This is a genomic window from Chryseobacterium sp. PvR013 (assembly GCF_017833095.1).
In the GTDB taxonomy this organism is placed as follows: domain Bacteria; phylum Bacteroidota; class Bacteroidia; order Flavobacteriales; family Weeksellaceae; genus Chryseobacterium; species Chryseobacterium culicis_A.
Window position 1 is genome coordinate 4,040,949 of sequence record NZ_JAFIBT010000001.1, and the last position, 13,491, is coordinate 4,054,439.

General features: G+C 35.8%; 13 protein-coding genes. 9 read left to right on the top strand and 4 right to left on the bottom strand.

What is annotated here, in order from left to right:
- Positions 1 to 74: 74 nt before the first annotated feature.
- The 9 genes from JOE44_RS18440 to JOE44_RS18480 all read left to right on the top strand — a co-directional run bounded on the left by JOE44_RS18440 (position 75) and on the right by JOE44_RS18480 (position 9,995).
- Positions 75 to 860, top strand: coding sequence for a (Fe-S)-binding protein (locus JOE44_RS18440; protein WP_047377320.1), 786 nt, complete (start codon positions 75 to 77; stop codon positions 858 to 860).
- A 14-nt stretch (positions 861 to 874) separates the two neighbouring features.
- The gene (locus tag JOE44_RS18445; protein ID WP_209786706.1) at positions 875 to 2,011 is read left to right on the top strand and encodes a hypothetical protein; all 1,137 of its coding nucleotides are present in this window, start codon (positions 875 to 877) and stop codon (positions 2,009 to 2,011) included.
- Positions 2,012 to 2,121: 110 nt separating this feature from the next.
- The gene (locus tag JOE44_RS18450; protein WP_209786707.1) at positions 2,122 to 2,610 is read left to right on the top strand and encodes a hypothetical protein; all 489 of its coding nucleotides are present in this window, start codon (positions 2,122 to 2,124) and stop codon (positions 2,608 to 2,610) included.
- Positions 2,611 to 2,708: 98 nt separating this feature from the next.
- On the top strand, positions 2,709 to 3,842 hold the full coding sequence (locus JOE44_RS18455) for a glycosyltransferase (protein ID WP_209786708.1): 1,134 nt from the start codon (positions 2,709 to 2,711) through the stop codon (positions 3,840 to 3,842).
- 5 nt (positions 3,843 to 3,847) lie between these two features.
- Positions 3,848 to 5,101 (top strand): polysaccharide biosynthesis C-terminal domain-containing protein, encoded by a 1,254-nt coding sequence (locus JOE44_RS18460; protein ID WP_209786709.1) that lies wholly within the window; start codon positions 3,848 to 3,850, stop codon positions 5,099 to 5,101.
- A gap of 66 nt (positions 5,102 to 5,167) precedes the next feature.
- A complete protein-coding gene (asnB, locus tag JOE44_RS18465) occupies positions 5,168 to 7,066 on the top strand; it encodes an asparagine synthase (glutamine-hydrolyzing) (protein ID WP_209786710.1) in 1,899 nt (632 codons plus the stop codon).
- 38 nt (positions 7,067 to 7,104) lie between these two features.
- Positions 7,105 to 7,623 carry a hypothetical protein gene (locus JOE44_RS18470; protein WP_209786711.1) on the top strand — a complete coding sequence of 173 codons (519 nt, stop codon included), beginning with the start codon at positions 7,105 to 7,107 and terminating at the stop codon, positions 7,621 to 7,623.
- A 66-nt stretch (positions 7,624 to 7,689) separates the two neighbouring features.
- A complete protein-coding gene (serS, locus tag JOE44_RS18475) occupies positions 7,690 to 8,958 on the top strand; it encodes a serine--tRNA ligase (protein WP_209786712.1) in 1,269 nt (422 codons plus the stop codon).
- A gap of 335 nt (positions 8,959 to 9,293) precedes the next feature.
- Positions 9,294 to 9,995: a hypothetical protein gene (locus JOE44_RS18480; protein ID WP_209786713.1), complete on the top strand. Its 702-nt coding sequence runs from the start codon at positions 9,294 to 9,296 to the stop codon at positions 9,993 to 9,995.
- A gap of 66 nt (positions 9,996 to 10,061) precedes the next feature.
- Here JOE44_RS18480 and JOE44_RS18485 read toward each other — a convergent pair whose 3' ends face one another.
- The 4 genes from JOE44_RS18485 to ccoG are packed head-to-tail and all read right to left on the bottom strand — an operon-like array spanning position 10,062 to position 13,458.
- Entirely contained in the window at positions 10,062 to 10,805 is a 744-nt protein-coding gene (locus JOE44_RS18485) for a hypothetical protein (protein WP_209786714.1), read from the bottom strand.
- 19 nt (positions 10,806 to 10,824) lie between these two features.
- Positions 10,825 to 11,550 carry a sulfite exporter TauE/SafE family protein gene (locus tag JOE44_RS18490; RefSeq protein ID WP_209786715.1) on the bottom strand — a complete coding sequence of 242 codons (726 nt, stop codon included), beginning with the start codon at positions 11,548 to 11,550 and terminating at the stop codon, positions 10,825 to 10,827.
- Entirely contained in the window at positions 11,541 to 11,993 is a 453-nt protein-coding gene (locus JOE44_RS18495) for a FixH family protein (RefSeq protein WP_209786716.1), read from the bottom strand. Before JOE44_RS18495 ends, JOE44_RS18490 begins: the two co-directional genes overlap by 10 nt.
- A gap of 10 nt (positions 11,994 to 12,003) precedes the next feature.
- Positions 12,004 to 13,458 (bottom strand): cytochrome c oxidase accessory protein CcoG, encoded by a 1,455-nt coding sequence (gene ccoG / locus JOE44_RS18500; protein ID WP_209786717.1) that lies wholly within the window; start codon positions 13,456 to 13,458, stop codon positions 12,004 to 12,006.
- Positions 13,459 to 13,491 lie beyond the last annotated feature (33 nt).

A 13,491-nucleotide genomic window follows, 5' to 3' on the forward strand; every position in this document is an offset into this window, starting at 1 on the left:
GAATATTTGAAATTGATACCAGTCTAGATCATTTTCAAATCTCCAAATTCTCACATTTTCAAACTGAAAAAGAAATGGATTTCAATATAAAAACAATGGCAGAATATGCTGCCGAAGGAAAAGCCCCGGAAGTTTTATTTTGGGTGGGATGTGCGGGAAGTTTTGATGACCGTGCTAAAAAAATTACAAAAGCATTTTGCAAGATATTAAATAAAATAGGTGTTGAATTTGCAGTTCTGGGACAGGAAGAAAGCTGTACCGGAGATCCTGCAAAAAGAGCCGGAAATGAATTTGTTTTCCAGATGATGGCTCTTACCAATATCGAAGTATTGAATGCTTACGAAGTAAAGAAAATTGTAACGGCTTGTCCACACTGTTTCAATACTTTGAAAAATGAATATCCAAGCTTAGGTGGACACTTTGACGTGGTACACCATACTCAGTTCCTTAAAACATTAATGGAAGAAGGAAGGCTGAAAATTGAAGGAGGTGCATTCAAAGGGAAAAAAATTACTTTCCATGATCCATGTTACTTGGGACGTGCCAATGACGAATATGAAGCGCCAAGAATGCTTCTTGAGAAACTGGATGCAGAACTTGTAGAAATGAAACGTTGTAAAACCAACGGACTTTGTTGTGGAGCAGGAGGTGCACAGATGTTTAAAGAGCCTGAAAAAGGAAATAAAGACATCAATATTGAAAGAACAGAAGAAGCTTTATCTTTTGAACCTAAGGTAATTGCTACAGGATGTCCTTTCTGTAATACCATGATGACAGATGGGGTAAAACACTTTAACAAAAATACTGAAGTAGCCGTAAAAGATATTGTTGAACTTCTTGCTGAAGCAGAAGACTTATAATCTTATAAAAGGTTATGAAGGTGAAATGGAGACTCTCCTTTTTATTGATCATTTCAATACTTGCTCTTCTTACATTCTGGAATTATCAAAACAGAGTATATGATTGGGATATGCCGGGCTACATGGGAAGTATGTATACATCTGAGTTCCCGGATTCACCAGATAAAGTTCGAATCATTACCTATCAGGAAATAAAAAAAGAGGCTCCTGCAGAACATTATACAGACATCATCGGAATAAAGCAATGGGATATTCCAAGGCAGTATTTCGTAAAAAATACACAATCTTTTACAGAACAATTACCCTATTTTCAGATTAAAGTAGGGTATATTCTTGTTATCACTCTGTTTTATAAGCTTGGGCTTTCATCTCCAATGGCAGTCCTGTTTACCAGCCTTATTTCGTATTTTTTTTCAGGGGTATTATTATTTTATATTCTAAAACTGCTGTTTCCGAAGAAATATTGGCTTGCGGTAGTATTAACGGTTGCTTCCATGCTATTACCACCCATGACCTACATGTCCAGAGTTTCTACACCTGATATGTTTATTTTTCAGTTTATGCTGATCTTTATTATTGGTTTGCTCAAAAAATGGAGCAAATGGGCCATGTTTGTGCTTCTTTTTGGGATTACTTTTATACGGCCGGATTATATCACATTCACTCTCACCTATATTATCGCTGTTTTCTTTTTCCAGTATTTTCAGGAAAAGAAAATTGATGTTTCCTTTATCGCACAGGGAACAGTTCTTCTGATCATGTACCTGATCATTATTAAGTTTTATCATTATCCTGGATGGAAAGATCTCTTCTATGATACCTTTATTGATAGAAGACCTATTATCTCAACACATCCTATTGATGTTAGTTTAAAAGACTATCTGAGTATTATTTACATTAAAATTATCTACTTTAAAAAAGTAACGCTATCCGTAGCCATTATGATTGGAGTTATATTTTGGCGCTCCAAAGATGTTTGGGTAAGAATGATCTCAGTTCTTTTTCTGATCAATGTGTATATCAAATTCTTTTTCTTTCCGCAGTCAGCAGCGTTAAGATTTTTCTTTCCGTTTATTTTTCCGCTTTTCATGATGATGCTTTATGTGCTGAGCAAAAAATACAATGATCTTAAACTGGAGAAAATTGCGTAATTTTGTCTTTTAGAAGATAGGGATTTACCATCACTGTTCAATTCATATTCTGTTCAATAACCGGAATTGATGATACGTGTTCAGGTTCCTGAAAAATAAATATTTACATTATGAAAATCGAAGAATCTAATATTGTAGAAACCAACGACTACAGAGTTATTATATACCCGGCTTCAAGACCTTTTGAAACCAAAGAAGCAAAAGCTATCACTGAAAAACTTTTTGATTTCCTTGCCACATGGGCTGCTCATGGAAAACCGCTTTCTTCTTCATTTAAAATTGAAAAGAATCAGTTTATCATAGTATGCGTAGATGAAGAAAAAGAAATGGCTTCAGGATGCAGTATTGATGCTTTAGGGAAGATCATGAGAGAAATTGATGAAGAGTATCAATTGGGTCTTTTTGACAGAATGAAAGCAAGTTTTGTTGAAAATGGGGAAGTGAAAACTTTAAAATTAATAGATTTCAAAACGAAGCTGAGAGCTGGAGAATTTTCAGAAGATATACAGGTTTTTGACTTCTCAAAAAATACCTATCTGGACTTTTTGAGTCACTTCCTGCTTCCTTTGGATAAGAGCTGGGCGGCTTCTATAAAATAATCGTTGTTATCCTGATACAGTAGAATAATCATAAAGTGGAAAATATATTTCCACTTTTTTGTTTTAATGTATATTTGTATAGATTCGAGTAGAGACTAATGCCTAAAGTACTTTTTTTAACGACTTCCCATAGCTATAATGATGACCGGATTTTTTATCATCAGGCCAAAGCTCTTAGAGATAATGGGTATGAAGTAAAAATATGCAGTTTACAGGCAGAGTATAAAGGTTTTATAGATGAAATAGAAATAGAATCTTATGCAGTCCTGGAGGAAAGTATAGACCATAAAATGGAGACTTTCCGAAAAGTCTGTAATGATTTTCAACCCCAATGTATCATCTGCTCTGAACCTCTGGCTATTGCAGCAGTAAGGAACTTTGTAAAAGAAAACAAGATAAGCTGTATCTATGATGTTACAGAATGGTATCCTTCCCTGTCTATGCTTCAAAAGTACCGGTTTCCGGCTAAAATTTTTCAAACCGTAAAATTTTCTCTTATCCAGTTGTATGCTGGTTTTTTAAGTACTCATTTCATTTTTGGAGAAACAACCAAAAAGTTTCCGCTGGCTTATTTTTTTGGATTCAAAAAACAAATGATTCTTCCCTATTATCCGGATTCTATTTATATCCGGGAAAGCATAAAACAGCTGGATACAGATACGATTACGCTCTGCTATACCGGTCAGATTTCTAAAGATAAGGGTATTGAAAATTTTTTCAGTACAATAGATAAGCTTCGTCAGAAAATGCCCACGCTTCATATCAGGATTCTGATTATCGGATCAACGGTAGATGGAGATGATGAACTTTATTTTTCAGCATTACTGAAGCAATATTCTTTTGATCATATAGAGATCCGAAAACCAACAGCTTTTGAAAGGTTTACAGAATCTTTGGCAGAAGCAGATATATGCTTTGATCTTCGGGAAATTAATTTTGAAAACAATCATTCTCTACCCATAAAACTATTTTATTTTATGGGAGCAGGAAAACCGGTGGTTTATTCAGATTTAAAAGGAATCCGGAAGCATCTGGGCACACTTTCGTTTGGCCGTCTTGTAGATCCTCATCATGCCGAAGCTATTTCGGAGATTATCATCAATTATATCAGGAATCCTGAGTCATATCATGCACATGCTCTCAATGCCAGGAAAGAATTTAAAGAACAATATAATTGGGATAGAATAAAAGGTTCCTTCGTTGATTTTGTGAAAAGATCTATTGATAAATAATCACCATGCAGCTTACTATCATTAAAACATTTGTCTCCCGTTTTCTTATTCTGATCCTGAGTTTCGGATTGGTGATCTATTCTACGAATATGTGGGGTAGTGAAGGAAAGGGAACCATTTCTATTGTGGTTGCCAATGCTGCTGCTGTGAGCTTTTTCAGCAGTATTTTTTCGGGGAGCAGTGCTTCTTATTTTGCTTCAAGATTTAAAATAGAAAAAGTCTTATTGTATGCTTATCTGTGGTCTCTTCTCACAGGACTTCTGATCCCGTTTTTATTCAGTCTGGCTTCTATTCAGAGTGAATATCTTTTTTATCTTATCGGAATCTCTGTTTTTTCTTCCCTTTTGTCTACTAATGTCAGTTTGTTTATTGGAAAACAGGATATTAGAAAGTTTAATGTGTATACCGTTTTACAGCAGCTTGTACATATTATCTTTATCGGAATACTAGTTTACGTGATTGGGAAAAAAGACGTTTCAGTCTATTTTCTTGCACAGATTGGGTGTCTTGCTCTTCTTTTCCTGACCAGCTTTTTTCAGATCATGAGAAAATGTAATATTTCCGAAATATCATTCTGTAAAGAGGTTGCCAGAAATATGTTTGAATATGGCTGGAAAACCCAGCTGAGTGCTTTCGTTCAGTTTCTTAATTACAGGCTTTCATTTTATTTCCTGGAATACTTTGAAGGCATCGCCAGCGTAGGGATTTTTTCCATTGGGGTCACTTTTTCAGAAGCCATATGGACAATTACCCGTAGTATCGCTGTCGTTTTATACTCTGATGTCGTGAATAGTAAAAGTAAGGAAGAATCCGTAGGGAAAACCAAAGAGTCTTTAAAGCTGACATTTATTTTAATGATAGGTTTTGTACTGGGAATTATTATTATCCCTTCCCAGGTTTATGAGATGATTTTTGGGAAAGAATTCAGAGAAACCAAAGAAATTATGCTCCTCTTATCACCGGGAATTTTTGCCATAGCCGTAAGTGATATGGTTGGGCACTACTTTTCAGGAATGAGAGAACTTAGAATTCTCAATGTTAAATCAATTCTCGGATTGGTCGTTACAGTGGTCTTTTCTTTCATTGCAATACCCAGATGGGGAATTTTAGGAGCATGTATTGCTACTACTTCATCTTATTTGGTTTCAGCTTTTCTGTTGTTCCGAAAATTTTATAGTTCCACCTCATTGAGTTGGAAAGATTATATGGTTTCCAAAGAAGAAATACAGCTTTTAAAACAAAAATTATTGAAGAAATAATTACTCATTACACGAACGGAAAATAAAGTCATTTCCCTATTTTTACAAAACTATTAAGTCTTTACTATGTGCGGAATCAGCGGTTATTATTCATTCCATAAAAGTATTTCCTCAAAAAATATTCTGGAAATGAATCAGGCAATCAGACATCGCGGACCGGATGATGAAGGTTTCTGGTTATATGATCATAGCCATGGACTTTGTTTTTCAGGAAATGATTCTACTCAAAAAATTCAAGAACAGTTTCCTGTTTTACAGGAAATAAATTCCAATATTGCCTTAGGTTTTCGTAGGCTATCCATTATTGATCTTTCTGAAAAAGGCCATCAGCCCATGCTTTCAGAAGATGGGCAGATTGTTATTACATTTAATGGAGAGATTTATAATTTTAAAAAATTAAGAAAAGAACTTGAAATTTCAGGACATACTTTCCACAGCACTTCTGATACAGAAGTTATTCTCAAGGCTTATAAAGAGTGGGGAAATTCAACCTTTGCAAAGCTGGATGGGATGTTTGCGATTTGTATCATGGATCTTATCTCCCAAAAGCTTATACTGGCAAGGGATAGAGTAGGAATGAAGCCTTTATTTTATCATCAGAATGAACAAGGGCTGGTTTGGGCTTCAGAAATAAAAGCATTACTGAAAAATGAATGGGTAAAACCAGAAATCAACTGGGATGGAGTGTATACCAATTTTCTTTTTCAGACCACACTGGCTCCACAAACCTGCTTTCAGCGTATTTTATCCCTGGAACCAGCTTCCTTTATGACCGTTGATTTAAAGAATCAAAAAATTATCAAAGAAAAATTCTGGAAATTGCCTTCACCGTCTGCGGAGAATATTTCTCAGGAAGAAGCGGTAAAAAAAATAGACGAACTTCTTTCCGAAAGTATTTCAGAACAATTATATGCCGATGTTCCTGTAGCAGTTATGATGAGCGGTGGAATAGATTCTACCTTAATTGCTTCAAAATCAAAATCTTTTAATGCCAATATTAATACATACACCATCTCTTATCCGTTTTCTGAGGAAGAAGTGAAAAATGCGTCTCTGGCAGCTCAGCATTTTGGGGTTTCCCATGAAGTGAAGGAAGTAAGTGATGAAGAAGCGCTGGAACAGCTTAAAGAAAATATTCAACATTTTGAAGAACCTTACAGCAGTTTTGAAGTGTTACTCAATGCAGCAAAATATGCACATGATAAAGATTTTAAAGTGGTGTTAAGCGGAAACGGAGCCGATGAGCTTTTTGCAGGCTATTCCCATACACTGAAGCTCAACAGATGGCTTCTGATGAGGAATTTTAATTTTCTGAGTCCATTGATCCTCACAAAAGACAAATTTTCGCAACGGGTGAAAAACTATTTCTCTCAGGATGATATGTTTGACTTTTTCAGACAAAGCCAGATCAGTATGATGCCTTTGGAAGCTAAAAGCCTTATACAGCCAGATATTTATAATAAAATTAATTCAGAACTTTCAGAGTATCATCTTTCGGAAACAAAAAACTATTCCGGATATTTTGAATATGATATGAAATATTCACTGTCTTCTCACCACGTTTTTAGGGATGACCTGAGTGCCATGAAATACAGTGTGGAATTTCGTTATCCCTATCTGAGCAACAATCTTATTGATTATGTATCAGCCCTGCCCCAGAATATCAGGTTTAATGGCATTCAGAATAAACCCTTATTACGTAAAACCGCGGAGAAATATCTTCCCGAATCAGTTTTGAATATGCCTAAAAAAGGGTTTTCATTTCCTGTTAATTATTTCATTAAAAACGAAAAAAGAGTAAGAGATTTTATTGTTGAAAATCTTGAAAGTTTAAAGAAGAGAAACTTCTTCAATGCTGCAGTGATTGATGAGTGGTGGAATCATCAGGAACATGAATACGACTGGGTGAAAATATGGCAGCTGGTTACTTTTGAACTATGGTATCAGAAATATTTTGAAAAATAAAGAAGCTGCCTAAAGATTAATATTTTACCTTTGTATTTATGATGAAATATTTTTGGAGTATACTTGTTGCGGTTTTTGCACTGATCAGTTGCAAAAGTGATGATGATTCTTTACAGAGAATAGATCAGGTACTTAATATCTACATGAAAAACAGCGCTGGTCAGGATCTTCTGAACAGTAAGAAAACAGGATCTTTTACAGGATATTCTGTGAATGATGTTTTCGGAGCTAAAGATAATTCTCCGGTGAGCATTTCATTGAGAATGACAACCGATTCTCTGTTTTATATGGAATATCTTGCAGGCGCAAAAAGAAGACGTATGGATTCTATCAGCCCAGACAATCCGGGAACAGGAACTTCTTATTTCTCCAGAATGCAGATTACGTTTACTAAAAGTACTAATGTAGCTGATAATGTTATAGGATTACTGGAGGTTCAGTATCGTAATACGCCCACCGCATTTCAGGTTTCAAAGGTATTATATGACGGAAATGAAGTGTTTTCAAAAAATGCTGATGCACCAACTTCGATAAATACCGTTACGATCACAAAATAATTTTTAAATTTGTACAACTGTTAGCTGATTATAAGCTAAACATCTAATATTTAACATCTAAATAAAATGTTACAAGTCAATTTTTTGCGCGACAATAAAGAACGCGTTTTAGAAGGTCTTAAGAAAAGACAATTCAAAAATCTTGAGTTGGTAGACGAGGCTATCGCTGCCGACGAAGAAAGAAAAAGAATCCAGTTTGAACTAGATTCCCAGCTTTCCGAAATCAACAAAATCTCGAAAGAAATCGGACTTTTGATGAAAGAAGGGAAAAAAGAAGAAGCGGAATCGGCAAAGTCTAAAACAGCACAATACAAAGAGTCGAGCTCAGAATTGAAATCCCAGTTAGAAGGTAAAGAAAATGACTTACTGAATATTCTGTACCAGCTTCCCAACATTCCCAATGAATTGGTGAAGAGTGGTGCTTCTGCTGATGATAACGAAATTATTTTCCAGTCTCATCCTGTAGAAGGTCTTGGGGAAGGAGCAATTCCTCACTGGGAACTGGCAAAAAAATATAACCTTATCGATTTTGAATTAGGAGTAAAAATTGCCGGAGCTGGTTTTCCTGTTTATTTAGGAAAAGGAGCAAGACTACAGAGAGCTTTGGTGCAGTATTTCTTAGATAAAAACGTTGAAAAAGGATATACAGAAGTAAATCCTCCTCATGTTGTGAATGAAGCATCTGGGTTTGGTACCGGTCAGTTGCCGGATAAAGAAGGGCAGATGTATTATATCAACGAAGATAAATTATACCTTATTCCTACAGCAGAAGTTCCTGTAACAAACCTTTACCGTGACGTTTTGCTTGATGAAAAAGATCTTCCGATCAAAAATACAGCATTCTCTCAGTGTTACAGAAGAGAAGCAGGAAGCTACGGAGCTCACGTAAGAGGGCTAAACCGTCTTCACCAGTTTGAAAAAGTAGAGATTGTTAGAATTGAAAAACCTGAAAATTCTTATGCTGTTTTGGAAGAAATGGTAGAGCATATCAAAGAAATCCTTACAGATCTTGAACTTCCGTTCAGAGTGTTGAGGCTTTGCGGTGGTGATACAGGTTTTGCATCTGCAATGACCTATGACTTTGAAGTATGGAGTGCTGCCCAGGAAATGTGGTTAGAAGTAAGTTCTGTATCTAACTTTGAAACATTCCAGGCGAACAGATTGAAATGCCGTTATAAAGGAGATGGTAAATCTCAGCTGGTTCATACTTTGAACGGATCAGCCATGGCATTACCAAGAATTATGGCTGCGTTGCTTGAAAACAATCAGACAGCAGAGGGCATCAAACTTCCTAAGAAGGTTGCAGAATATGCAAGATTTGATGTAATTAATTAATCAATAATGTTTTAAGATAAAAAAGACCACCATTTCGGTGGTTTTTTTATTTAAAATCTTCGGAGATACTGGTGTAGTATAAGTTAGCCATTAATTCGTGTACAGGTTTTTCCTTTCTAGTTTTTTATTCTACATTTTTAGATATAATGTTTATTTTATTATTTCGTTAATCGATTATAATTTGAGTTTTATAAATTATTCAACTTTGTGAGAGTTAAATTATGTTTTTTTTATTCATTTATTTAGTTTTGCTGAGTCATTGATAGGTCGACGAAATTTTCATGTAAGGAATTAGTTACCAATACTTTATTAATATTAAAAATAAACACATTCAAATGAAGAAAAATTTTATTTTCGGAGGATTTCTGCTGTCATTAACAATGTATGGACAGGTTGGGATCAAAACGGATACGCCTCAAAAATCTTTGCATGTTAATGGTTCATTACAGATTACGAACGAATTCAATGTAGGAGGAGATGCCAGAACGGCAGGTTCTGCAGAATCACCGGGACAGGTTTTGACGTCTCAGGGCGCTGGAATAGCACCCACCTGGAATTCTTTGCAGGCACTAAGTGGTCAAAGTTCTTTAGCCTTCAATATTTTTAGTACTGGAAAGACGGTGAATGGCTCTACAGTATTTAATTCAGTCCCGGGACTCAACTATACCTATACAGCTCCGGCTAATGGTGTTCTACTTATCCAGGCTAATATTTATACAGCATTGGGGGAAAGCTCCGGATCTGGAAGCCTTGTTTTCACCAATACGCAGATCGCCATAAAGGTTAATGGTATTGAAACATTTTATGGAATGTCAACACCAATAGGTAGCGGTAATCCTCCAGTGGCGGGAATGAACCCTGAAACGACAGGTATTATTGGTAAAATAAATGTTACCAAAGGAACTGCTTATGCTTTCGATGTGGTTGCAAAAGATGTTTATAAATATAATGGTACAACCGGTGCTTATGCAGGTACATTTACCTGGAATGTGTATTCTTCACAATCTTCTATTATAGCAACGTTAATTACTAATTAAACACATTATTTAATGAAAAAATAAAGGCCCTGATCACTAATCCGGGCTTTTGTTTTTTTATTATTTTTATTCAGTAATGATAATGATCTTTCTATCTGCGTTTTTGAATTTTGAATCTTTGTTATTCAGGGCTTTCAGATCATATTCTATCCTTACAGAATAATCGTCAACCTGTTTCAGCCAGTCATGTTTACCGGTGATTGATTTTATTTTATTTTCAAATTTTAAAGTCGTCCCGATATTTTTGACAAACATCATCATCATTCCCTCCATTTTTTCCGTTTCCTCTTTAGAACCTTGAGAGCGAAGTACTTCTTCAATATTATTAAGATTGAAAAAATCGGTGTTAATGGTTAGTGTTTTACCATCCCAGGTATTGAGTAAATTTTGATCAAAGGGTAATTTTTCGTCTTTATTGAAATTTTTAATGATCTCATAATCATGGGGAGTAAAATGATCCATTTTAAAGGAAAATCCAGCGGGAATAGGATTGTTGCCATCTTTTGTGGATTTCAGAAAAACTTTTTTCAGCATTCTGAGCGTATCCTGATTTTCCGTTTTAAGTTTTCCTTCTTTCTTTAGAATATCATGCATGCTGGTCCATACTGTTGGGAATCGATCCAGCTCATTAAATTTCTCCTGTTTCAGGGAATCAGGAGTCATAGCCTGCATCTCTGCCATAAATTCTCTGGTATCTACATCAGTAATCATAGAGGTGGCTGTATCCTTATGATAGATTACTTCGGTATTAATGCTGCAGGATTGTAGGGTAAACAGACTTATTAAAAATAAGACGATTGTTTTCTTCATGGTATATTATACATTCTAATTAATGGCAGTTCACCGCTCCGTTGGGGTCTTTAATAATCGTCATTGCTTCAGCTTTCGGAGAAACATAAGGAATACCGAGTTCAAGACCTCTCAGGATGAATAATCCTCCTAAAATAATCATGATCACCGGAACAGCTTTTAGAACTTTTACCCTGAAGGCCTGATTCATAAGATTCCCGGCCAAAACAATGGCAAACATGAACGGAAGGGTTCCCAGACCAAATAAAGCCATATATAAAGCTCCCTGCCATATTCCTCCGCCTGCTAGACTGGCGGTAAGTGCCATGTACACCATTCCACATGGTAAGAAACCATTCAGAAGTCCTGTAGAGAATCTTGAGCGATAATCTGCTTTCTGAAGAAGTTTTCCCAGGTTCATTTTTACACTGTACAGGAATTTGGATAGGAAAGGAATTTTTGAAGCAAAATCTTTTCCGCCAAATGAAAATATAGCCATAATAATGAGGAGAACTCCGGCTGTAATAGTCAGATATTTCTGAAAACCTGCTATTTCAAATCCCTGTCCGATAATTCCCAGAAGCGCACCCAATAATGAATAGGTGAAAATTCTTCCGAATTGATAAGTAAGGTTCTGAAGATAGAAGTTAGCGGCCTGTTTTTTAGTTAATCCCATCGACAAGGCAATAGGACCACACATTCCGATACAGTGAAAGCCGGAAGCAAAGCCTAAAGCAATAGCCGATACAATAAGTCCTATTTCCATATCACATCATAATCCATTCTATAGTCTGTTTTTTCTTTGCTCCAACTTAATCTTAACGTGTAGTTTCCTACCTTCAATACCTGTGCAGGGATTGTGAAAGACTGGCTGGCATCAAGCTGTACAGATTTTTTGATGTCTAAATTCTGGTCGTCGGTTCTGTTCAAAACAAATTTTACCGTAGTATTTGAGTTATTATATTCTTTTGGAAAAGTAATTTTTATTCCCTTGGTGTCCTGGCTGTAAACAGGTTTTTCCTGCAGCTCATCAGCTTTTTTCTTGGCATCAATCACATCCTGGTACTTCAATTCTTCTTCGTAATAGTTATCTGTTACCATTTCAGAATTCTTCTGCCCGTTCGGGAAAAGAAACATCATGGATAATATAAAAACTATGAATGCAAGTAATGCAATTACAACACCGTGTCCCCAACTAAAGTTCTTCATTTTTTTCTAATTAAAATTGCAGTTTGAATGGTCCCTCAAAATATGTCTGGTATGAGTCTATCAATTTACCTTTCATATCATAAACACCAATGGTAATATTTTGTTTAGAGAGCTTCATATCATTTTCCGGGAAGCTGATATTGATGGTTCCCTTAGAAATTTTGTCTCTGTCTACCTGAATTTTACTTGATGCACTGTAAGTGATCTCACCATGGGCAGGATCTATTACTTTGATGGTGACGATTTTTTTCTCGTTCGTTTTATTAAGGAAGGTATAATTATAGGTATTGGTAATTTTACCGTCTCTTACAAAGAATGTACTTCCTGCAGGTTTGATGAATTTAGCCTCCATCTCACCACGGCTATACAGTAGATATCCCAAGAAACCTACAAGAAGGAAAAGAAATATACTGAAACCTTTCATTCTTCCTGTAAATTTGAACTGAGTTTCTTTTTCAATTTCGTTCTCAGAAGCATATCGGATCAGTCCTTTTGGAAGACCTACTTTTTCCATAACTTCATCACAGGCATCAATACAGGCAGTACAGTTGATACATTCCAACTGCTGTCCGTCTCTGATATCAATTCCGGTAGGACATACCACTACACATTGATGGCAGTCTATACAGTCTCCTTTGTCGGCCGCTTTTCTGTCTTCCCCTTTTCTCCATTTTGATCTGTTTTCTCCTCTTTTGAAATCGTAGAAAACATTGATGGTATCTTTATCAATCAATACTCCCTGAAGTCTTCCGTACGGGCATACCAGTGTACAAACCTGTTCTCTGAACCATGCAAATACAAAATAAAATGCAGCGGTAAGAAGAATCATGACAATAAAATTAGTTGGATGGGCAAATGGCCCTTCACCAATAATTTTAAATACCTGTTCATATCCTACGATGTACATGAACATAAAGTGAGTAATAATTAATGAAATGATAACATAAACTGTCCATTTCAAGCTTCTTTTCCAGATTTTCTCACTGTTCCACTCCTGTCTGTCCAGCTTCATCTGCTTGTTTCGGTCACCTTCAATCAGATATTCGATCTTACGGAAAATCGATTCCATAAAAATTGTCTGAGGGCAAATCCACCCGCAGAAAATTCTTCCGAACGCAATCGTAAAAACAATAATGAAGATTAAAGATGCGATAGCACCCAAAGTAAGGATAAAAAAGTCCTGTGGATAGAAAGGCTGTCCAAAGATGAAAAATTCTCTGTCTATGACGTTGAATAGTAATAATGGGTTACCATTGATCTTGATAAATGGTAATGCAAAATAAATGATTAATAAGAGATAGCTTACAATGTTTCTATAGTTGGTGTATTTTCCTTTAGGTTTTCTTGGAAATACCCATCTTCTCTTTCCGGATTGCTCCATTGTCCCTATAGAATCTCTGTAAGTCTCAGGGTCCAGAACCTGTCCCTGTCCGCCGCGTACTTCTATTTCTTCTATGTCTGACATATATAATAGGTTTTAAAAAAGAAAAAACATAAT